General features: G+C 41.8%; 23 protein-coding genes. 21 read left to right on the top strand and 2 right to left on the bottom strand.

Annotation, left to right across the window (positions count from 1 at the left end):
- Positions 1-9: 9 nt before the first annotated feature.
- Together flgM and flgA are read right to left on the bottom strand one after the other, a co-directional pair.
- Positions 10-315: a flagellar biosynthesis anti-sigma factor FlgM gene (gene flgM / locus KZ793_RS05160; RefSeq protein ID WP_049582025.1), complete on the bottom strand. Its 306-nt coding sequence runs from the start codon at positions 313-315 to the stop codon at positions 10-12.
- Positions 316-439: 124 nt separating this feature from the next.
- A complete protein-coding gene (gene flgA, locus KZ793_RS05165; protein WP_225814076.1) occupies positions 440-1,099 on the bottom strand; it encodes a flagellar basal body P-ring formation chaperone FlgA in 660 nt (219 codons plus the stop codon).
- A gap of 221 nt (positions 1,100-1,320) precedes the next feature.
- On the opposite strand from flgA, the gene flgB reads away from it, so the two are divergent.
- The 21 genes from flgB (at position 1,321) to KZ793_RS05270 (ending at position 22,103) form a co-directional block, all read left to right on the top strand.
- Positions 1,321-1,734, top strand: a complete 414-nt coding sequence (flgB, locus tag KZ793_RS05170; protein ID WP_118984342.1) for a flagellar basal body rod protein FlgB — start codon at positions 1,321-1,323, stop codon at positions 1,732-1,734.
- A 5-nt stretch (positions 1,735-1,739) separates the two neighbouring features.
- Positions 1,740-2,144: a flagellar basal body rod protein FlgC gene (gene flgC, locus KZ793_RS05175; protein WP_225814077.1), complete on the top strand. Its 405-nt coding sequence runs from the start codon at positions 1,740-1,742 to the stop codon at positions 2,142-2,144.
- 12 nt (positions 2,145-2,156) lie between these two features.
- A complete protein-coding gene (flgD, locus tag KZ793_RS05180; protein ID WP_225814078.1) occupies positions 2,157-2,855 on the top strand; it encodes a flagellar hook assembly protein FlgD in 699 nt (232 codons plus the stop codon).
- A gap of 28 nt (positions 2,856-2,883) precedes the next feature.
- Positions 2,884-4,098, top strand: coding sequence for a flagellar hook protein FlgE (gene flgE / locus KZ793_RS05185; RefSeq protein ID WP_088371945.1), 1,215 nt, complete (start codon positions 2,884-2,886; stop codon positions 4,096-4,098).
- A gap of 18 nt (positions 4,099-4,116) precedes the next feature.
- On the top strand, positions 4,117-4,872 hold the full coding sequence (locus KZ793_RS05190; RefSeq protein ID WP_225814079.1) for a flagellar basal body rod protein FlgF: 756 nt from the start codon (positions 4,117-4,119) through the stop codon (positions 4,870-4,872).
- A 23-nt stretch (positions 4,873-4,895) separates the two neighbouring features.
- Positions 4,896-5,678, top strand: coding sequence for a flagellar basal-body rod protein FlgG (gene flgG, locus KZ793_RS05195; RefSeq protein ID WP_225814081.1), 783 nt, complete (start codon positions 4,896-4,898; stop codon positions 5,676-5,678).
- Positions 5,679-5,752: 74 nt separating this feature from the next.
- Positions 5,753-6,505 carry a flagellar basal body L-ring protein FlgH gene (locus KZ793_RS05200; protein WP_225814083.1) on the top strand — a complete coding sequence of 251 codons (753 nt, stop codon included), beginning with the start codon at positions 5,753-5,755 and terminating at the stop codon, positions 6,503-6,505.
- 12 nt (positions 6,506-6,517) lie between these two features.
- Entirely contained in the window at positions 6,518-7,627 is a 1,110-nt protein-coding gene (locus KZ793_RS05205; protein WP_225814084.1) for a flagellar basal body P-ring protein FlgI, read from the top strand.
- Positions 7,627-8,568 carry a flagellar assembly peptidoglycan hydrolase FlgJ gene (gene flgJ, locus KZ793_RS05210; protein WP_397443576.1) on the top strand — a complete coding sequence of 314 codons (942 nt, stop codon included), beginning with the start codon at positions 7,627-7,629 and terminating at the stop codon, positions 8,566-8,568. Before KZ793_RS05205 ends, flgJ begins: the two co-directional genes overlap by 1 nt.
- A 129-nt stretch (positions 8,569-8,697) precedes the next feature.
- Positions 8,698-10,341, top strand: coding sequence for a flagellar hook-associated protein FlgK (gene flgK / locus KZ793_RS05215; protein ID WP_225814086.1), 1,644 nt, complete (start codon positions 8,698-8,700; stop codon positions 10,339-10,341).
- 209 nt (positions 10,342-10,550) lie between these two features.
- Positions 10,551-11,516: a flagellar hook-associated protein FlgL gene (gene flgL, locus KZ793_RS05220; RefSeq protein WP_225814088.1), complete on the top strand. Its 966-nt coding sequence runs from the start codon at positions 10,551-10,553 to the stop codon at positions 11,514-11,516.
- 802 nt (positions 11,517-12,318) lie between these two features.
- On the top strand, positions 12,319-14,295 hold the full coding sequence (tssI, locus tag KZ793_RS05225) for a type VI secretion system Vgr family protein (protein WP_225814091.1): 1,977 nt from the start codon (positions 12,319-12,321) through the stop codon (positions 14,293-14,295).
- Entirely contained in the window at positions 14,288-15,121 is an 834-nt protein-coding gene (locus KZ793_RS05230; RefSeq protein WP_225814093.1) for a DUF4123 domain-containing protein, read from the top strand. Before tssI ends, KZ793_RS05230 begins: the two co-directional genes overlap by 8 nt.
- A gap of 34 nt (positions 15,122-15,155) precedes the next feature.
- Positions 15,156-15,425 (top strand): type VI secretion system PAAR protein, encoded by a 270-nt coding sequence (locus tag KZ793_RS05235; protein WP_088371926.1) that lies wholly within the window; start codon positions 15,156-15,158, stop codon positions 15,423-15,425.
- 9 nt (positions 15,426-15,434) lie between these two features.
- Positions 15,435-17,033 carry a hypothetical protein gene (locus KZ793_RS05240; protein WP_225814095.1) on the top strand — a complete coding sequence of 533 codons (1,599 nt, stop codon included), beginning with the start codon at positions 15,435-15,437 and terminating at the stop codon, positions 17,031-17,033.
- Entirely contained in the window at positions 17,030-17,950 is a 921-nt protein-coding gene (locus KZ793_RS05245; RefSeq protein WP_225814097.1) for a hypothetical protein, read from the top strand. Before KZ793_RS05240 ends, KZ793_RS05245 begins: the two co-directional genes overlap by 4 nt.
- A 109-nt stretch (positions 17,951-18,059) precedes the next feature.
- Complete coding sequence (locus KZ793_RS05250; protein ID WP_225814099.1) at positions 18,060-18,983, top strand: hypothetical protein; 924 nt, start codon at positions 18,060-18,062, stop codon at positions 18,981-18,983.
- Between the two features lie 172 nt (positions 18,984-19,155).
- Positions 19,156-20,013 carry a hypothetical protein gene (locus tag KZ793_RS05255; RefSeq protein WP_225814101.1) on the top strand — a complete coding sequence of 286 codons (858 nt, stop codon included), beginning with the start codon at positions 19,156-19,158 and terminating at the stop codon, positions 20,011-20,013.
- 109 nt (positions 20,014-20,122) lie between these two features.
- Positions 20,123-21,043 (top strand): hypothetical protein, encoded by a 921-nt coding sequence (locus KZ793_RS05260; RefSeq protein ID WP_225814103.1) that lies wholly within the window; start codon positions 20,123-20,125, stop codon positions 21,041-21,043.
- Between the two features lie 109 nt (positions 21,044-21,152).
- Positions 21,153-21,539 (top strand): hypothetical protein, encoded by a 387-nt coding sequence (locus KZ793_RS05265; RefSeq protein ID WP_225814105.1) that lies wholly within the window; start codon positions 21,153-21,155, stop codon positions 21,537-21,539.
- A 198-nt stretch (positions 21,540-21,737) separates the two neighbouring features.
- Positions 21,738-22,103 carry a hypothetical protein gene (locus KZ793_RS05270; RefSeq protein ID WP_225814108.1) on the top strand — a complete coding sequence of 122 codons (366 nt, stop codon included), beginning with the start codon at positions 21,738-21,740 and terminating at the stop codon, positions 22,101-22,103.
- Position 22,104: the final 1 nt, after the last annotated feature.

The following is a 22,104-nucleotide window of genomic DNA, read 5'->3' on the forward strand; positions in this document are numbered from 1 at the left end:
CGGGTTTAATTATTTCTTATCGTACTGAAAGTTTTCGGCGGCTTCTTTGAGCAGGGCATCTGCGATTTTACCGCTGTTCATTTTTAAGGTTCCCTGAGCAATCGCTTCTTTCAACTTTTGCACCTTTTGAATATTAATATCCTGGCTGCTCGGCTGAACCAGTTTTGTTTGTGCTTCGCTCAGTTTTACTTGTGCATCACTGCTTTGTAAGGTAACGCCAGAGGTTTTTCGGGTGCCCTGGGCGCTGCTTTCATTAGTAGGTCGCTGTTGAACAGCAGCGATAGCTAATAAGGGGTGAGTGCGTTCGATACTCATAATCATTATCCTTTATGGCCAGGCATAGGTTCACCTATGGATCGGAGCAGGTTACATGCCATTTGCATACCTGCAAATCGTGCTCTGCTGGTTATATCGGCACAGTAAGAGAAAACTTTAGAACTTATAACATGATTTTTACATTGCCGTTTTCTAATGCCTGACCGGTTATAACGTGCCCTGAATTCATTCGAACCCTGACTTTATCAGAAATAGCGGCGTTATTAATAGCTTTCCCTTCGTTGCGTATCTGAAAGCCATTTCCCTGTACAATCACCGCCACACTCTGGCCTGACCGTACAACCCACGGGCGGCGTAACATATTATGCGTAATCGCCTGCCCCGCCGGGATGTTACGTATCGCAATACTGTTTTTTATCTTATTTTTGTTAATAACCAGATCATGCGGTAGTTTTTCCAGTAATCCACTTCTGACCTGAAAATCTTTATCTGATAAAACATCATTACGCGAGATAGCTCGGCGGGTAACCAGATAATTTCCTGTCACACTGACAGCGACTTGGATAAATTTGCGTTGTTGATGGCAGATAACGGGTAAAGAGAGGTTTCCCCGGTTTTGACCGCCGATAGGGGGTTGAATTTCCGGCCATTCACATTGGGGCCATTGTTGTTCAGGTGTTTTGATGTTAACCGAAACTTTATGATGATTATCCCGGTGTATCTGCTGAAAATAATGTTCTATAGCTTGAGGTAAATTATTGCCCCATGCCAGCGAAGTCATAAAGAAAAATGCGAATAGCCCGATAATATTTATAGCTGGCATCTTCTCGCTCTCATTATTTCCGTAGGTCAATACGCCGCTGTTTAGTAACGCACAGTGTACCTGTATTGAAAATCGGTCAATGGGATAAATAGCAATTCAATTAGTGTCTATTCATCCGATAGGCTTTTCTTTCTGCGTTTATTCTGTTTACTGCGAACTTCGCGATCGCGAACGGCGCTATTAAGGTCACAACCCAGGTAAGTCACATCAGAGGGAGGAATATGCTCGATAAATTAGATGCAGCCTTTCATTTTCAGCAGGAAGCTCTGTCATTGCGAACCCGGCGACAAGAAATATTGTCCGCTAACATTGCCAATGCGGATACGCCTGGCTATCAGGCGCGGGATATTGATTTCGCTACACAACTGAAAAAAACCATTGCACACGGTCGGGTCACCGGAAACGGGATTGGGCTGACGCTGACATCCGATCGGCATATTCCTATTCAGCCTCAGAAGAGAATGGAGATGGATTTACTGTATCGGGTGCCTTATCAGCCAGCGATGGATGGCAACACGGTGGATATGGATATGGAACGTGGCAATTTTATGGATAACAGCCTGAAATATCAGGCTGAACTGACAGCGACCAGCTCTCAGGTTAAAAGCATGATGTCAGTCTTACAGCAAGGATAAAGTCCATGTCTTTACTCAGTGTTTTTGATATTGCCGGCTCGGCATTATCAGCTCAATCCCAGCGATTAAATGTCAGTGCCAGTAATATGGCGAATGCTGATAGTGTTGCGGGGCCTGATGGCCAGCCATACCGGGCTAAACAGGTAGTTTTTCGAGTGGCTGCACCGGTAGGGCAGGAAACAGGCGGTGTGCGGGTCAGTGAAATTGTGGATGATCCTACTCCTTTCCGCCTTGAGTATCAGCCGGGACACCCATTGGCTGATGAAAAGGGTTATGTGCGGATGCCAAACGTTGATGTGGTCGGGGAAATGATTAACACCATTTCGGCTTCCCGTAGCTATCAAGCCAACGTTGAGGTGCTTAATACCACTAAATCGATAATGCTGAAAACATTAACGTTAGGTCAGTAACAGGAGCGACGCATGGCAATCACCAATTCAATAAACGGATCTCAGGATAACACTACGGTCAGGGAGTTGGCCCAGAACAGCAAGACAAAGAAGAACAGCGAAGAGCTGAATAGCAATTTTATGCAATTGCTGCTCGCGCAAGTAAAAAACCAGGATCCAACTAACCCGATGCAGAACAATGAGCTAACAGCCCATTTAGCGCAGATTAACATGCTAGAGGGGATCGAAAAGCTGAATACCACGGTAGGGTCCATTGTTGGTCAGATTAATAACAATCAATCTTTGCAGGCATCAGCCCTCATTGGACGAGGCGTAATGATCCCTGGGAATACCATTTTGGCTGGTTTAAACAAAGAAGCTGGGAACGTCAGTACGACACCATTTGGTATTGAGTTGGAAAGGCCCGCGGATAGTGTGAAAGTCACCATTACGGATAAACAAGGGACTGTTGTACACCAAATTGATATCGGTGGATTGGAAGCGGGTGTCCATAGCTTCCTCCCTTGGGATGGCAAAAAAGAGGATGGCACTCATGTTGAGGATGGTGCTTATAACTTCACCATTACTGCTAGCTATAAAGGCGAGCAGAGAGTGTTTCAGCCACTGAGGTTCGCGACTGTGAATGGCGTTACTCGTGATGCGGACGGCGCTAAGTTAGATCTAGGACGGATCGGTACTGTCACGATGGATCAGGTACGTCAGATTCTTTAACAAACAAGTATTTTAACGGAGAAGAAATATGGCCTTTTCACAAGCAGTAAGTGGTTTGAATGCGGCGGCAGGTAATTTGGATGTTATTGGTAATAATATCGCTAACGCGGCGACCTATGGCTTTAAATCCAGCACAGTTGCTTTTTCTGACATTTTTGCCGGTTCTCAAGTGGGTTTGGGGGTAAAAATATCGGGTGTTAATCAGAATTTTAAAGATGGTACGCCGACGACAACGAATCGCCCACTTGATCTGGCGATTACTCAGAATGGTTTTTTCCGCCTGCAAGGTGGTGATGGTGGGATTTACTATTCCCGTAACGGTCAATTCAAGCTGGATGAGAACCGCAATATCATCAACATGCAAGGCATGAAACTGACCGGCTATCCCGCAGTCGGTATCAATGGCGGTGCGCCGGAGATTCAGAAAGGGGCTAACCCAGAGCCGATTACAATACCTCAAGGTATACTGTCGGCTAAAGCAACAACTAAGGTGACGATGACAACCAACCTTAATTCGATGCATAAAAAACCGACAAATGGTTTCTCGCCAGAAGATAAGGATTCTTATAACTATCCTACCAGTGTTACCACCTTTGATAGCTTGGGTAACCCACATGGTATCAGGGTTTTCTTTGTGAAAACGAATGATAACGAATGGCAGGTTCATGCTCAGGATAGTTCGGTTGAAGGCGCTAAAGCCGCTTCGTTGGGGACGTTGAAATTTGATGGCAATGGTAAACTGATTGGTGACAATAATCAGTTTACCTTTAATGTTCCTTCTCTGAATGGCTCTAATGCCGCTGATATCACGATTGATTTTAATGGCAGTAAACAGCAGAAAATTGATGCTGATAGCATATCGGCACTTAAGCAAGACGGTTATGCCGCAGGTGAATTCGATGGTTACCGTATTGAGCAAGATGGCCGTGTCATCGGTACCTATTCCAATAAGCAATCTCAATTATTAGGTCAGGTCGTTCTGACTAACTTTGCTAACCCAGAGGGGCTGGCAGCACAGGGTGACAACGTTTGGATAGAGACGGGGGCGTCAGGCAGCCCAGTGGTTGGCATTGCGGATTCTGGCGGTTTTGGCAAATTGCTCAGTGGCTCGTTGGAAGCATCCAACGTCGATATGAGCCAAGAACTGGTTAATATGATTGTCGCTCAGCGCAACTATCAATCCAGTGCGCAAACCATTAAAACCCAAGATCAGATCCTGCAAACGCTGGTCAGTATGCGCTGATAGTCTCAGGATAGCATTATGGATCATGTCATTTATACCGCAATGGGCGGTGCGCGTCAGACACTAGAGCATCAGGCAGTGACGGCAAATAACCTGGCTAATGCATCGACGCCGGGTTTTAAGGCGCAACTGGCTGCTTTGCGAGCGGTGCCTGTTGAAGGGGCTGCTTTTAATACCCGTACTTTGGTTGTCGCTTCAACGCCGGGCTCTGACAATCGCCAAGGGCCGATGAATTACACCTCCCGTCCATTGGACGTAGCTATCGGGCAGGGGGGATATTTGGCGGTTCAGCTTGAAGATGGTTCTGAGGCTTATACCCGTAACGGCAGCATTCAAATTTCAGCGGACGGTCAGTTAACTATTCAGGGTAACTTGCTGATGAGTGAGAACGGCCCGATCGATGTTCCGCCACAAGCTGAATTAACCTTGGCGGCTGATGGCTCGATCTCTGCCTTGGTTGCCGGTGATCCGCCAACTTTACTGGGGCAACTTGGCAAATTGAAAATGGTGAAGCCTGAGAACAATCAGCTAGTTCGTGGCGATGATGGTCTTTTCCGTATGACTGAGCAAGCCCAGGAATTACAGGGTAATGTCTTGCCTGCCAGCGATGAGGTGAAATTAATGGCCGGTACACTTGAAGGAAGTAACGTCAACCCGATGGAAAGCATGGTGAGTATGATTGACAACGCCCGTCGTTTTGAAATGCAGATGAAAGTCATCCATAGCTCAGATGAAAATGCACAACGTGCTAATCAGCTATTAGCAATGAGTTGATTTAGACACAGAGGATAAAACCGATGATCCGATCATTATGGATTGCTAAAACTGGGCTGGATGCCCAGCAAACCAATATGGATGTGATTGCCAACAATCTGGCAAACGTCAGCACCAATGGTTTTAAACGCCAGCGTGCCGTTTTTGAAGATCTGCTTTACCAGACCATTCGTCAACCAGGGGCGATGTCCTCGGAACAAACCCGCCTGCCTTCTGGTTTACAGATAGGTACCGGGGTGCGTCCGGTAGCAACAGAACGTATACATAGTCAGGGAAACTTATCTGAAACTAATAACAGTCATAATGTTGCCATTAGAGGAAAGGGGTTCTTTCAGGTTCAGTTACCTGATGGTACCAGCGCCTATACCCGTGACGGTTCATTTCAGGAAGATCAAAACGGGCAGTTGACAACCGCTAGCGGTTTTTTGATATTCCCGACCATTACCATTCCTGATAACGCGACAGATCTCACCATTAGCCGTGATGGCGTTGTCAGTGTGAAGGTACAGGGGCAATCGGCACTTCAGCAAGTTGGTCAATTTACCCTGACAACTTTTATCAATGACAGTGGGTTAGAAAGTATTGGTGAAAACCTGTATGTAGAGACTAGCAGCTCTGGCGTACCGATTGAAAATGTACCAGGAATAAATGGCGCTGGGTTGCTCCAGCATAAATATGTAGAAACATCTAACGTCAATATCGCTGAAGAATTGGTCAACATGATTCAGACGCAACGTGCTTATGAAGTTAACAGTAAGGCGGTGTCGACGTCTGATCAGATGCTACAAAAACTGACTCAGTTATAACCTAATCGTCAATCAGAACTGCGGGGGAACACTCAGTTTCCCCGTTATTCAGAGATAAATTAAGAGCATCGAAGATGGATACAATGGCTGTTGCCGAGACCAGCGTTGTTTGTCAGTTTCGCCATTTACGGAAAAATGTGGCGAACAAATGGCGTTGTAGTATAGCACTGGCAGTATTGTCACTAACGGGCTGTGCGTATATACCGCAAAAACCCTTGGTTGAGGGGGCAACCACCGCAGCACCTTCTGTGACGACCGCGCCGGTCCCTAATGGCGCTATTTTTCAAGTAGTACAGCCTATTTATTATGGTTATCAGCCGCTATTTGAAGATCGCCGACCACGAAATATTGGCGATACCCTGACGATTACATTGCAGGAAAATGTCAGCGCCAGTAAGAATTCTTCGGCCAATGCCAGCCGTAATGGAAAAAACACATTTTCTGCCGCACTGACTCCCCGTTTTCTTAGCGGGCTAATTGGTGGAAATAAAACCGATTTAGAAATGGAAGGTGAAAATACTTTCAGTGGGAGAGGCGGCGCTAATGCCAATAATACGTTTAGAGGGACGATTACCGTGACGGTCGATCGGTTACTGGCAAATGGCAACTTACATGTTGTCGGTGAAAAGCAGATTGCTATCAATCAGGGAACGGAATTCATCCGTTTCTCCGGTGTGGTTAATCCACGGACAATTAATGCTAATAACACTGTTAGTTCCAATCAGGTCGCTGATGCTCGCATTGAATATGTGGGGAATGGATATATTAATGAAGCGCAGAACATGGGATGGTTACAGCGTTTCTTCCTGAATGTTGCACCGTTTTAACAGGGGATGGTGATGATAAAACAATGTGCTGTCAGCCTTCTTCTTGTATTGCTGGCTCTGATGACAACGACTGCATTGGCAGAACGTATTCGTGATCTCACCACGGTGCAAGGGGTGAGGGAAAATGCGTTGATTGGTTATGGATTAGTGGTTGGGCTAGATGGAACTGGTGATCAAACCACTCAGACGCCATTTACCACCCAGAGTTTAAGTAACATGTTATCCCAGTTGGGGATTACCGTTCCTCCGGGAACCAATATGCAATTGAAAAACGTGGCTGCCGTGATGGTCACCGCGAAGTTACCGCCGTTTGGTCGTACTGGGCAGAATATTGATGTGGTGGTTTCTTCGCTAGGGAACGCTAAAAGCTTACGTGGTGGTACCTTGTTGATGACACCACTAAAAGGTGTTGATAATCAGGTCTATGCTCTGGCACAGGGTAATATTTTGGTCGGCGGTGCCGGTGCCAGCGCGGGTGGTAGCAGTGTGAAAGTTAATCAGCTTGCGGGTGGCCGAATTAGTAACGGCGCAGTGATTGAACGTGAATTACCTACACAGTTTGGTGAAAATGGCATACTGAATCTTCAATTAAATAACGAAGACTTCTCTCTTGCTCAGCAAATCAGCGATACGATCAACCGTATGGGCGGAACCGGAACAGCAACGCCGCTGGATGCCCGCACGGTACAATTGCGTATGCCGAGGGACAAAAGTGAGCAGGTTAAATTTCTTTCTCATGTGCAGAACCTGACTGTCCGTGTTGATGTCGGTGATGCCAAAGTGATTATCAACTCTCGTACCGGCTCTGTGGTGATGAACCGCAATGTGATGCTGGATAGCTGTGCTGTTGCTCAGGGAAACCTTTCTGTGACGGTTGAGAATCAGGTGGTTGTTAATCAGCCCAATACGCCGTTAGCAGGTGGTAGTACCGTTGTCACCCGTAATCCCGGTGTCGCTGTTCGTGAACAAGGTGGCGTATTGCAGCAGGTTAATGCCAGTGCAAGTCTGAGTCATGTTATTCAAGCACTGAATTCATTGGGTGCGACACCGAATGATTTAATGTCAATCTTACAGGCAATGGAAAGTGCAGGTTGTCTGCGGGCGAGACTGGAGATCATTTGATGAGTGATTTTTTAACCCTGTCCGGGGCAGCTTATGATGTACAGTCGGTTAACACATTGAAAGCCAATCTGACAAAAGATCCGCAACAAGGGCTACGGCAAGTGGCCCAACAAATGGAAGGGATCTTTGTTCAGATGATGTTGAAAAGTATGCGTTCGGGCCTGCCTAAAGATGGCATGTTGAGCAGTGAACAGACTCACCTCTATACTTCGATATACGATCAGCAAATCGCGCAGAATATTGCTCAGAAGGGGCTAGGTTTTGCCGATATGATACTCAAACAGCTTTCTAATACTAAAACCGCCCCCAGCGAAATAGCGGGCAAGATACCCATGACTGCGGACAACGAAGTTTTGCAAACTTTGCCAAGGCAGGCGCTTGAGCAGTTTATACGTCGAACTGTGCCGAAGCCTGAGGCGGCGCCAAAACCGCTACCGCTGAACAGTACGAACTTTGTATCCACGCTCTCGCACCCTGCCCAAATAGCTAGCCAACGCAGTGGCATTCCTCATTTGTTGATTATTGCTCAGGCTGCATTGGAGTCGGGTTGGGGGCAAAGAGAGATTCTGACTGCCGATGGTAAGCCAAGCCATAATCTGTTTGGTATTAAAGCGGGTAAAGGCTGGAAAGGGCCGGTAACTAATATTTTGACCACAGAATATATCAACGGTGAGCCACAAAAAATGAAGGATAATTTCCGTGTTTATGGTTCTTATATCGAAGCGATTACGGATTACGTCAAATTGCTGACGGAAAATCCCCGTTACGCCAACGTTGCCCGCTCTGCTACCCCAGAGCAGGGGGCTTATTCCTTGCAACAGGCAGGTTATGCAACGGACCCTGGATATGCGAAAAAACTGGTCTCAGTTATTCAACAGCTAAAAGGTGCTGGAGAACAGGCGGTGAAAGCGTATACCTACGATTTGAGTAAACTATTCTGAACCCTATTCTGCTCAAGTTTTATTGCGCTCAGCCGATAAACTACAGTAGTTCAGACGTGTTTTTACCTATCTGAAAGATTGTTTGCCGCCGCCAGCGGAGACATAACTAAAACGCAAAAGGATCTTCTGATGTCCAACAGTCTTATTAATACCGCAATGAGTGGCCTTCAGGCTGCTCAGATTGCTGTGGGAACCGTGAGTAATAACCTCGCGAATGCCAAAGTTCTTGGTTATAACCGGCAATCGACAGTTATCAATCAAAACGGTGGCACCATGACGTCCGTTGGCTTTATCGGAAATGGTGTTACTGTTACCAGCATTAACCGTCAATATAACGAATTCATTAATCAACAACTTTCTGCTGCTCAGGCGAAACAAGGGGCATTAACCACTTATTCTCAGCAAATTTCCAAGATTGATAATTTGCTGGCAGATAAAGCAAATAACCTGTCAAACACCGTTGATGACTTCTTTACCAGTTTACAAAATGTTGTCAGTAATGCTGAAGATGATGCCGCCAGAACGACAGCCATTGGTAAAGCAAAGGGATTGGTAAACCAGTTGAAAAGTGCAGATGACTTCCTGCGTAAAATGGAAAATAATATTAACCGGGAAATAACTGACTCCGTTGACTCCATCAATAATTATGTCCAGCAAATTGCTAAACTCAATGGTGAAATTACCCGTATGAGAGGCGGCGGTAGTGCTCAACCAAACGCATTACTGGATCAGCGAGATCAATTGGTCAATGAACTGAATGAGCGGATTGGTGTGAGTGTGACTCAGCAGGACGGTGACGCTTATAATGTGACTTTTGCCGGTGGAACGATGCTAGTTCAGGGGACAACCGCCTACCGAGTAGCAGCGATTTCGTCCAATACGGACAGCAGTCGCATGACACTAGGTTATGATCGTGGTTTTGGTGACGTTGTTGAAATTGATGAAAGATACATTGATAAAGGTAAATTAAGCGGCATATTACGGGCGCGCAGTGAAGTGTTGGATAATTCTCGTAATCAGTTAAACCAATTAGCGTTGGTATTGGGCGATCAATTTAATCAGGTCCATCGTTCTGGTTTTGATTTAAAAGGTAAACCGGGTGAAGACTTCTTCGCATTTAATAACCCTGATGTTATTGCCAATGGCAAAAATAAAGGTTCTGCTGATTTCAAAGTGGAATATACAGATACCTCAGCGGTAAAAGCCAGTGATTATCATCTCAGCTACGATGGAGCTAATTGGAAAATCCAACGTGCCTCTGATAAGGCGGATATTGCTGCCAAAGTAACGGGTAATACTCTGGAATTTGATGGATTAAAGGTTGAAATTAATCCAGACAATACAAAAGAGCATGACCGATATACACTGAAAGCGGTTAATGGTGTTATTGGCGGTATGGAAGTGAATATTAAAGATGCGTCACAATTGGCGGCAGCGGGCACTAAAGATAGTGGACCGAGTGATAACGTCAACGCCAAAAAACTCATTGGATTACAAAGTAAAAAATTGGTAGAGGGTAAAGCGTCATTTTCTGGTGCTTATGCTTCGATGGTCAGTACTATTGGTAACCAGACCAGCACGGCGAATGTTGATTTAGAAACTCAGAATAATATTACTAAACAGCTTTATGCCGAACAGCAGTCGGTTTCCGGCGTCAATATAGATGAAGAGTACGGCGCATTACAAAGTTTACAGCAATATTATCTGGCTAATGCTCAAGTTGTCCAGACTGCCACAACCTTGTTTAATGCCATTTTGGATCTCCGCCGTTAATAAACGTGCCATTTAATAAAAAAATAGCCTGAGAATACTCGGATATTTATGGCATTTATACCTAATAGATTTCGAGTTGCAGCGAGGCGGCAAGTGAACGAATCCCCAGGAGCATAGATAACTATGTGACTGGGGTGAGTGAAAGCAGCCAACAAAGCAGCAGCTTGAAAGATAAAGGGTATAGCTGAATATTTAAAAGGAATAATATTGTGCGCGTAAGTACCAATATATTGTACGACCAGAAAATGGTTGGCATTACTACTGCCCAGTCAAAATGGATGCAACAGGGAACACAGCTATCTAGTGGTCAGAGGGTGATAAATCCATCGGATGATCCGATGGCGGCCTCTCAGGGCGTGATGGTTGCCCAGGCTGAAGCTCAGAATCAGCAATATAAGACTGCTCGTTCATTTGCCAAGAATGCGATTTCTATGCAATTAAGCGTAGTATCTAAAGTTGTTGGTGTGGTTCAAAATGTTCATGAAAGCCTGGTAGCTACAGTGAATGGTGTATTGAGTGATGAAGATCGTAACTCGCTGGCTATTCAACTGGAAGGATTTAAAGAGCAACTGGTTAACTTGGGTAACACCACTGATGGTAATGGCCGCTATATTTTTGCCGGTTATAAAACGGATGTGAAACCTTTTGATGAGAGTAAAAGCGGAACAGTTAGCTATCGAGGTGGCTCTGAGGAACTGACTCAAAAAGTGGATAGCAACCGCTCGATGATCATTGGACATACTGGGGCTCAGGTATTTCTCTCATCGACGAGTAATCCGATAAAAGAGCAGGATGGCAGCTCTAGTGAATCAGACATATTTAAAACCATAGACATGGCGATTCAGTCATTGAAAACGCCATTGGCCGAGGCAGATCAAAAGACTCGTGATGATGCACTGGAATTGCTGAATAAAGCTAACCGTGGTGCCCGCAACACGCTGAATAATGTCTCTTCGGTGGAATCGGTATTGGGTTTACAACTGAGAGAAATAGAAGATTTAGATAGCTTGGGAGCAGAACGCAGTCTGGCTAATAAGAGCCGTTTGAGTGAACTGGTTGATGTGGAATGGAATTCAGCGATTTCGAATTATTATCAACAACAAGCAATACTTCAAGCATCGTATAAGACATTTACGGATATGCAAGGCATGTCGTTGTTTGAAATACTCCGCTAATTTGATTTTCATTTTTACTTTAATCGCTGGTTTTCAGGCCAGCGATTTTTCAATTAAATATCTTACGTCATTATCTATTATTCAAATAATGCTGTTTTTCTTTCATCAAAACAAATTCAAGGAATACGAATATGTTTATTTACGGATTAACGATGTTGCACTTATTATGTGAATCTACCTGAATTTATCTTATTTGAGTTACAATTTAATAAGCAGAAAAGGAAAGGCATGTTGTTGTTTGAGATATTGCGCTAATCTGGTTTTCTTCTTTTATTTTTATTGCCAATTCATACAGGTGATTGTGGTTAGTTAAATCGCTATAACTCATTATAACTTATTAAATATATATACCCGTTATCTTTCAAGCTGCCTCTTTGTTGGCTGCACTCACTCACCCCGGTCACATAGTTCTCTATGCTCCCGGGGATTCGCTCCCTTGCCGTCGCGATGCAACTCGAAATCTATTAGGTATAGGCATTTTCTGTTATATACCCAACAAAACCATCACTTTATTCGGAATAAAATATTGGTTTTTTTTAAAAAATAAGTAGATTATTTCTTCCATTTTATATGCTCCCGTTTATATGTTGAAAAAATTAAGCTGATAGCCTGTTGATAATTTGAGGCAGAGATGTGGTGAAGTCTTCTGTCCATTTATGGCGGAAATATAGATCGAGATTAATTGATCTACCGGTGGAATAGATTTGGCAATTATTTAAGAAGGTGTTGATGAGATTATGATTATTTTAAATAACTTATTTAATTTCCTGATTCTCGACCTCACGCAATCAGGAGGAATGTCATGACAGATTCAGGGCTGGTTTTTACACTTGCTGCGGGTAGTCTCCCGGAGAAAACTTTTACTGTGGTTGACTTTACGCTAGATGAAGCGCTATCAACATTATTTTGTCTGGAAGCGACATTAACCAGTGCTGACCCGGATATTAATTTTGCTGATGTTTTGGATCATTTTGCGACACTGACCATTTATCGTGATGGAAAAATAGAACGCAGTGTCACTGGGATTGTGACTCAGTTTGAACAAGGTACGACAGGTCGTCATCGCAGTTATTATTCCTTGACCCTTCACCCTAGTTTATGGCGTGCGGGATTACGGGTTAATTCCCGTATTTTTCAGCATCAATCTGTGATCGAGATTATTGAAATATTATTGAAAGAAAATGGTGTCAGAGACTTCTATTATCACTTGAGATATGAACATCCTGAACGAGAGTTTTGTGTGCAATATGATGAGAGTGACTTAGTGTTTCTTCATCGTTTATTGGCTGATGAAGGGATATTTTATTATTTTAATTTTGAACAAGAGCGGGGTGAATCGATAATTGCTTTTAGTGATACTCAGTGGATAAATAAAACATTTTCATTGCCCTATCACCCAGAATTGGATGCGACAGGAAGCCAATGCAGCATCAATCGATTCTGTTGGCGTGAACAGGTTGGGATTGCCAATATTGAGTTGAAGGATCGTACTTTTAAAAACTCACTGTGGGGGGCTGAATATGAATATTATGAACGCCAAATTAACCACCAACGTTCAGATTTGCCCAGTTACACTTACTATGATTTTCCCGGGCGCTTTAAAAAAGGTGCGATTGGCGAGCGCCTGAGTCAATTTCGTCTGGAAGCGCTGCGCGCTGATGCTATGTTTGGTCGTGGGCAAAGTGATTGTTTTGCTCTGGCGCCGGCATCAGGATTTACGCTTACGGATCATCCGAAAGAGCAATTTAATACCCAGTGGCGGGTCATTAGCATCAGCCATCACGGTAGACAGCCACAGGCGGATGAATCCCGTTATGGTGAAATGGGGACGACCTTAACGAATGATTTCACCTTTGGCGATCGTAACCGGGTGTGGCGTCCCTCGCCTTATCCTAAGCCGCGTATTGACGGCCTACAAATTGCGACCGTGGTTGGCCCGGAGGGGGAAGAGATCTTTTGTGATGAATACGGGCGTGTGCGGGTACAGTTTGCCTGGGATCAATATGGCAAATTCAATGACCAGAGTTCCTGTTGGATAAGAGTCAGTCAGGCTTGGGCCGGCAAGCGTTGGGGCATGATTGCTATCCCGCGTGTAGGGCAGGAAGTGTTGGTGGATTTTCTACATGGCGATCCCGATCAGCCAATTATTACTGGGCGTACCTATCATGCCGCTAATGTTGTGCCTAATCCTCTGCCGATATCAAAAACCCAGATGTCCATTCGTTCAAAAACCCATAAAGGGGATGGTTTTAATGAACTGCGATTTGAGGATGAAAAAGACCGAGAAGAGGTGTTTATTCATGCTCAGAAAAATCTGGCGATTAAGGTGCTTAATTCCCGGGATGAGCGAATTAATTACAACCGTACAACCAGCATTGGCCATGATGACGAACTGGTGATTGCCAATAACCGTAAAATAACGGTTGATGGGCAGCAGGAACATAAAACCACCGGTGACTATATCGATCAGGTTGATGGTGACAAAGCCTTACAGGTCAAAGGCGATGTCATACAGAAAATACAGGGTGTATTCAGCATCGATACCAATGATGACATTACGATAACAGGCGGCGGCAAAATCACCCTGAAAGTAGGCGATAATTTTATTGTTATTCATGGTGGCGGCGTAGATATAAAAGGTGCGTCTATTAACTTAAATTCAGGTGGTAACCCCGGCGTCTTATTGCAACCGGTTAATCCGGCGATTTTGCAGAGTGCGGCTCATGCCGGTTCGATGTTTGTCGCACATTGCCCGAAGGAGAAAGATAACAATGGTTAAAGAAAAACTTTATGCTGTCATTGACGCCGCGACAGAATCCAAATTGTTTCTTATATTGGAGCATTTTGATCCACCGTTTACTTGTCTTTATGATGAATCTTTACCGCCTGAATTACTTAAGGTGGCGCCTTATTTAGTGGAAGTGACCGAAAAGTTAAAACTTTATTTGGAGGACTGTAACATACCTTGGGGAGTTTTCTTAAGCTCTCAGGCGGATATGAAAACATTACGTCGGCATTTGCGTAAATATTTACAAGTATTATTACCTGAACAGGATAAACCAGTATTTTTCCGGTTTTATGATCCGCGTAATATCTGGGAGTTTCTCAGTGTCCTCAGTGACTGGGAAATTCACTGTTTCATGGGGCCGATAGATAAAATTGCCACCAACTATCAGGGCAATATTCAAAGTCATGATTTTCTTGCTAATAGAGAACAATATCCACGGGATGCCAGTAGCAAAAGAAAGCTATTATCGATTACGCCGGAACAACTGGAAAAGATTGAGGCTGCTTTTGCTGAGCGTTATGTACAGACATTGGCAGCATTAATTATCGAATGGGAAACTATTGAGGAGTTTGATTACGTTGGTTATATCCGGAGGCTAATTACCGAGTTAAAAAATATCGGTATTACGGATGATCACAGTGTCAGAGGAATATTAAAGTTATTCTTCTTACGAAGATACTCATCTGTTAAAGAATCGCCTACTCGTTGTAAAAATATATTGAATAATATCTGTGAACCGGGGCATATACGGGCTGAAGAGTTGCTATTACAGGAGTTAGGCGATTCATCAGTACCTTGGTTCCATTTTAAAGACTGATTATTTTAATTTTGCCAGATATGGAGGAATAAATATGGGTAATGCGGTAAAAATTGGTGATATTGGCACGGCGCATGGTGATTGTGGCGCGACACCGGTTATTTCGGGATCGACCAGTGTGAAAGTTGACGGTATTCCTTTAGCTCGTCAGGGCGATAGTTTGGCGCCTCATTCATCTCATTCACGCATAATTGCTGGTGGTTCCAGTACCGTTTTTGTTGATGGTAAACCTGCGGCAAGAACCGGTGATGCGGTGAGTTGTGGTGGAATTGTGATTGGTGGTGGTAGTGTTAATATTGGTTAAGGAAAAAACATGCTTTCAGTTAATATGAAAAGTGCGGTTTGTGATTGTAAAATCCCGGACCTTTGTATTCACAAATTAGTATTAAAAGTTGGGAAACGGGTTTTTCATTATAACCAGATTGAACCGATAGGGGATATTTGGGTGGTTGATGAAGCGAAGGGGATACCGGTGTCTGTTTCATTGGTGGGAAAGCAGTGTATAACGAAGAATGCACACTGTCCCAAAGCGATTTTCTATAGCCCGGATAACCCGGCGTTTCAATTTTATGAATTGAGTAAAAATCCAATTAAGGGACCGGGAGTAGATTATGAAATCAGTTTTTCCCGTCATAACTTGCCGGTTGATCCGATAGCAAGTGATCCGTTAGGTTTTATTGCATCGTGGTTGTTTCAGAAGGGGGATCTGAATTGTTTACCGCATACGGATTATATTCTGACCCTGACGCAATGTTACGGTCAGCCTTTTGCCCAGCGCTCATTTCTCTTGCCGGATGATAAAGTGAAAATGTTGATGCTAGGGAGAGTGGATGCCTTTAGCACCAAAATCCATGTGTTGCCGCAATATGAATGGACACTGGATGTGACGATAGGGGCAGAACAAGAAGTACGGGAAAGAAGCGCGGAGGAAAGAAAAGCGGAGGCGCTGAAGGAGAGAAAGAAAACCAATCCGAACGCGAAAAAGCCCGGTCAAAACTGGCATAAACACACGGCGGGTTATGAATTAACGGACACGTTAACTGCCGAAGGGAGTTTTGCTTATACGCTGGGTCCTTATTCCCACACACTTACACGTGAACTGGAAAAAGAATTTAAAGAAAAACGTAAAAAGCTGGGTCTGGTGAATAAAGGCTTGCAGGCGGTTGAGACGTTGCAAAAACTGTTTTCCAGTGAAGGCAGTCAGGAAATTAAACTGTTGGAGGTGGAAATCCAGACTCCGGAAATAAAATTAAGCGGCGGCAGTAAACTGGTGAATGCCACACATGGAGACGCAGCTTATTTTGAGCATGCGGTTTCGGTGGCGTTAGCGCCGCTGATTGGGATAAAACTGCGGCTGGATTTAATTGAGGCGTTTGCGACGGAATTTGGGGTTGAGAAATTAATCGCCTTAATTCGTGAACAGGGATTAAAAGATAAGGCGGCGGTGGAAGAGGGACGGAATGGGGCTTATCTGGGGGCGCAATTAGATATGATTCTGGAAGGGGCGTTAAATCTGTCATTTAAATATGCCAGTAATGAAGAGCATAAAATGGAATTTCAACTGGGGGATATGGTAAGAGGTACGCTAGCGATTAAAGCGGAAACTAATATTCAGGCGGGGTTTAAATATTATCTGGTGGAAGGATATTTTAAAGCTGGCGCGGATATTGAAGCGGAAGGATGTTTTGAACTGGATAAACAGGATAAGGAGTTATCTCTGGTGTTTTTTCATCATGGGATTGTCGCCAGTTATTATGTGGAGTATGGGGTTGGGAAAGGTTCAAATGAAAATAAAAATAGTAGCTTTAACCCACAGAACAAAGAGGATCCTGAGAAGAGGAAGAAGAAATGGGAAATATATCCAAAACTGTCAAAAGAGAAATCAACATATAAACTGAGGTTATTGCAATGAAGAAATCTTTTCTATTTTTTATGGCATTGTTTTCATTAGCAGCTTATGGGGAAAATACAATGGATAAAGTTAAATATATTAGCTACTTAGAAACAAACCAGGCACTTTGTATGTTAAAATTAAATGGGATCTTTATCTTAGATAATTTTGATTCAAGATCTGGCTCCATATCGACAGGTTACAATATTGCTCCATTGTTGCAAAATGGTAATAACATTCTCAGTCTTGATATGGGGCCATTAAGTGCCCGGGATGATAAATATGTTTATAAAGAAAAAAATGCGGAGTGTAAGGTTCGATTGGTGAGGGTGACCCCCTATGATTCCGATGAAATTACCAATATTATCACCAAAGTAGTAGGTAAAGATGGAATATTGAAACCTAATAGCACGCAGTCTGTTAATTTCAATATTAATACTGCACAATCTAGTAAAATTGCTACGCAAGAATACCCAAATGAGTTTTATTATCATACAGAGCGGACAGTGACATTAAATGATCTGCCTATGTGGGCTTGGACTACGGCTACCTCTTTACCGGAAACTGCGATAAGTACTGAGTTGGTTAAAAAAGCTTATGAAGATATCTGGCAAATGTTGAAAAACCAGGATTTAACGGCACTGAAATCAGCCTATCAATTAACGCTGCATGAGGAATCTCAAGCTAATGACAGTACTGAACAAATCCATTTTGATTCGTTGGATTTTAAACATTATTTTGGTAAAGCCTATCAGGCTATACCGATAGATTGGAATAAATATAAATTGGTGCGCTATATGGAAGGAAGATTATTTCGATTTGAAGTTAAAGATGGGATACAGTCTCCATTATTAATTAGGGATAAGAATGGCGAAAATGGATTTACATTTAACCCATTGTTCTCTTTAATCAATGGAAAAGTGGTTATTTCGAGATAACTATGGTTTGTTTTAACTAACTCAGTATTAACTGTTTTTTGCAGTTAATACTGAGGAGTAAGGAAATATAACTAAAATATAAATCAGCATACAAATTGAGGTTATCGCAATGAAGAAATTTTTTCTGTTCTTTGTAGCATTATTTTCACTATCAGCTTATGGAGAAAATAAAATGGATCAAGTTAAATATATCACTTATTTAGAAACTAATCGTGCACGTTGTGTCCTTAGAATCAATGGAATATATACCTTAAGCAACCTTTATTCAATGACTGGAACTATTTCGACAGGATACAATGTTGCACCATTATTACAAAATGGTAAAAATACTATCTATATCGAAATGGCTCCATTTAGTGATGCAAAAGAGGGATACATTTATAAAGATAAGGATGCGGAATGTAAAGTTCGACTGGTGAGGGTGACACCTTACCAGTCGGATGAAATTACGAATATTATCGCTAGTGTGGCCGACAAAAATGGTATAGCAGAGCCTAATAGTATGAAATCCATTAATTTTAATACTAATACCGAGCAGTATAGTAAAATTACGGAAAAGAATCTCAAGGATGAGGGTATTTATTACGCCGAACGAACAGTGACATTAAATGATCTGCCTATTTGGGCCTGGACTATAGCTACTCCTTTGCCGGAAACGGAAGCAAGTACTGAACTGGTCAAAAAAGCTTATGAAGATGTCTGGCAAATAATGAAAAATAAAGATTTGGCCGCTTTACAATCGGTATCAAAATTAATGTTGTATGAACATGCTCAGGCCAATAATAGTACAGAACAAAGTTTTTTTGATTCTCTGGATTTTAAGAAAGATTTTGATAACGGTTATCAGGCGATACCGATAAACTGGAGTAAATATAAATTAGTACGTTATATGGGCGGGAGGTTATTTCGGTTCCAGCTTGAGCATAGTAATAATTCACCTTTATTAATTGAAGATAAAAATAATAGTGAGAATGGTCGCACATTTAGCCCTTATTTTTCTTTAATTAATGGAAAAGTGGTTATTTCAAGATAATTATGGTTTGTTTTAATTAACTCAGTATTAGCTGTTTATGATTGTTAATACTGAGTGATAAGGAAATATAATCAAAATAGAAATTGACATATAAATTGAGGTTATAGCAATGAAAAAGATTTTTTTGTTCTTCATGATATTATTTTCATTATCAGCTTATGGGAGAAACACTATGGATAAAGTTAAATATATCACTTATTTAGAAACTAATCGGGTACTTTGCAGATTTAAAGTGAATGGAATCACTACTTTAGACAACTTTAGCTCTATATCTGGTACTGTATCAACCGGATATAACATTGCACCGCTATTACAAAATGGTAAAAACATTCTCAGTCTTGATATGGGGCCATTAAGTGCCAGGGATAATAAATATATTTATAAAGAAAAAGACGCAGAGTGTAAGGTTAGATTAGTGCGAGTTACACCTTATCAATTGGATGAAATTACTAATATTGTTACTGAGGTGGTAGATGAAAATGGTGAATTGAAACCTAACAGCATGCAGTCCATTAATTTTAATATTGATACTGCTCAATCTGGCAAAATCATGACGAAAGAATACCCTAGTGAATTTTATTATCATACTGAGCGATCAGTTACATTAAATAATTTGCCCGCTTGGGCTTGGACTACGGCTACGCCTTTGCCGGAAACGGCAGCAGGCACGGAGTTAGTTAAAAAAGCTTATGAAGATATCTGGCAAATAATGAAAAATAAAGATTTGGCGGCTTTGCAATCGGTAGCCAAATTAATGTTATATGAACATGCACAGGCCAATGATAGTACAGAACAAGGTTATTTTGATTCTCTGGGCTTTAAGGAAGATTTTGATAATGGTTATCAGGCAGTGCCGATAGACTGGAGTAAATATAAACTAGTACGTTATATGGGAGGCCGATTATTCCGATTTGAAGTCGAACATGGATCACCATCTCCATTATTGATCAGAGATAAGGATGGTAAAAATGGCCGCACGTTTAGCCCATTTTTCTCTTTAATAAATGGACGAGTGGTTATTTCAAGATAATTAAGATTTGTTTTAATTAACTCAGTATTGGCTGTTTATGATTGTTAATACTGAGTGATAAGGAAATATAATCAAAATAGAAATTGACATATAAATTGAGGTTATAGCAATGAAAAAGATTTTTTTATTCTTCATGATATTATTTTCATTATCAGCTTATGGGAAAAACACTATGGATAAAGTTAAATATATCACTTATTTAGAAACAAACCGTGCTTATTGTGTTCTCAGAGTCAATGGGATCTATATTTTAAGCAATCTGGGTTCAAGGACTGGAACAATATCAACGGGTTACAATGTTGCACCAGTATTGCAAAATGGTAAGAATACTATTTATATCGAAATGGCTCCGTTTATTGATGTAGACGAGAAATATGTTTATCAAGAAAAAGGTACGGAGTGTAAGGTCAAACTGGTAAGAGTAACTCCTTATGAATCTGATGAAGTGACTAATATTATCGCTAGTGTGGCAGATAAAAATGGCACGTTGGAGCCAACCAGTATGAAATCTGTTAATTTTAATATTGATACCGCTCAGTACAGTAAAATCACAGAAAAAAATCTTAAAGATAGGGGGTTTTATTATGCGCAACGAATAGTGACATTAAATGATCTGCCTGCTTGGGCCTGGACAACGGCTACCCCTTTGCCGGAGACTGTGGCAAGTACTGAACTGGTTAAAAAAGCGTATGAAGATATCTGGAAAATAATGAAAAATAAAGATTCGGTAGCTTTACAACATGCCGCCAAAATAATGTTGTATGAACATGCACAGGCTAATGACAGTACGGAACAAAATTATTTTGATTCTTTAGACTTTGGGAGAAATTTTGATGACGGTTATCAGGCTATACCGATAGACTGGAAAAAGTATAAGTTAGTACGTTATTTTGGAGGGCGGTTATTCCGGTTTGAAATTGAAAATAGTAATAATTCTCCATTGTTAATTAGAGATAAAAATGGTGAAAACGGTCGTACATTTAGCCCATATTTTTCTCTAATAAATGGAAAAGTGGTTATTTCGAGATAACTATGGTTTGTTTTAACTAACTCAGTATTAACTGTTTTTTTCAGTTAATACTGAGAGGGAAGGAAATATAACCAAAATAGAGATCGACATATAAACTGAGGTTATCGTAATGAAAAAATTAATTCTGTTTTTTATGACCTTATTTTCATTATCAGCTTATGGGGAAAATAAAATGGATCAAGTTAAATATATCACTTATTTAGAAACAAATCGTGCTTATTGTGTTCTCAGAGTCAATGGGATCTATACTTTAAGTAATCTGGGTTCAAGGACCGGAACCATATCAACGGGTTACAATGTTGCACCATTATTGCAGAATGGTAAAAATACTATTCGTATTGAAATGGCTCCATTTAGTAATGCCGAAGAGGGATATATTTATAAAGATAAGAATGCAGAGTGTAAAGTTCGCTTGGTGAGGATGACTCCTTACCAGTCGGATGAAATCACGAATATTATCCCAAACAATTGCTTCATAATCGACTATGTTTGCTAAGTTTAGTCCTAATTACTGTGTTATTTGATTTCCCTTTTGATCTTTTTTTCAAAAATCGTTACGGTATAACGCTTAAAACGGGCAGGGATTCAACTTTCTATCTAATCCCAATGAAGAAGGATATCGTGATTTAAGTAACGAATTATGGAAACAGTTGAAAACAATAACCAATATTAAAAATAACCTTAAGGATTGCGCATGTACCACAATGAACATCAAATAATGAAAGCCGTTTACGATCACTTTTATGGTCAGATTAATGATAATGGTGTTATACCTATCGACCTACGTGTGCCTTCCTTGATTGGTACAGTTCAAGATCATACAAGAAAGGTTTTTGTAGCGAAAAAATTTGATTGTGAAAATCTTCAGATATCGCACTTGGCTACAGAAGAAGTGTCAAGGTATGACATTTACGAAAATAACTTTTTGTACAATATCATTGATAATGGAAAACCTGATCAATCTGTTGAACCTGTTCTAATTGAAGATATTTTTGCTGGCTGCAAAGCACGTACAGCAAAACTTCGTACGTCTGTTTCTATGCCAGTGTTAACAAAATAAT

The sequence above is a fragment of the Photorhabdus antumapuensis genome (assembly GCF_020387775.1).
In the GTDB taxonomy this organism is placed as follows: domain Bacteria; phylum Pseudomonadota; class Gammaproteobacteria; order Enterobacterales; family Enterobacteriaceae; genus Photorhabdus; species Photorhabdus antumapuensis.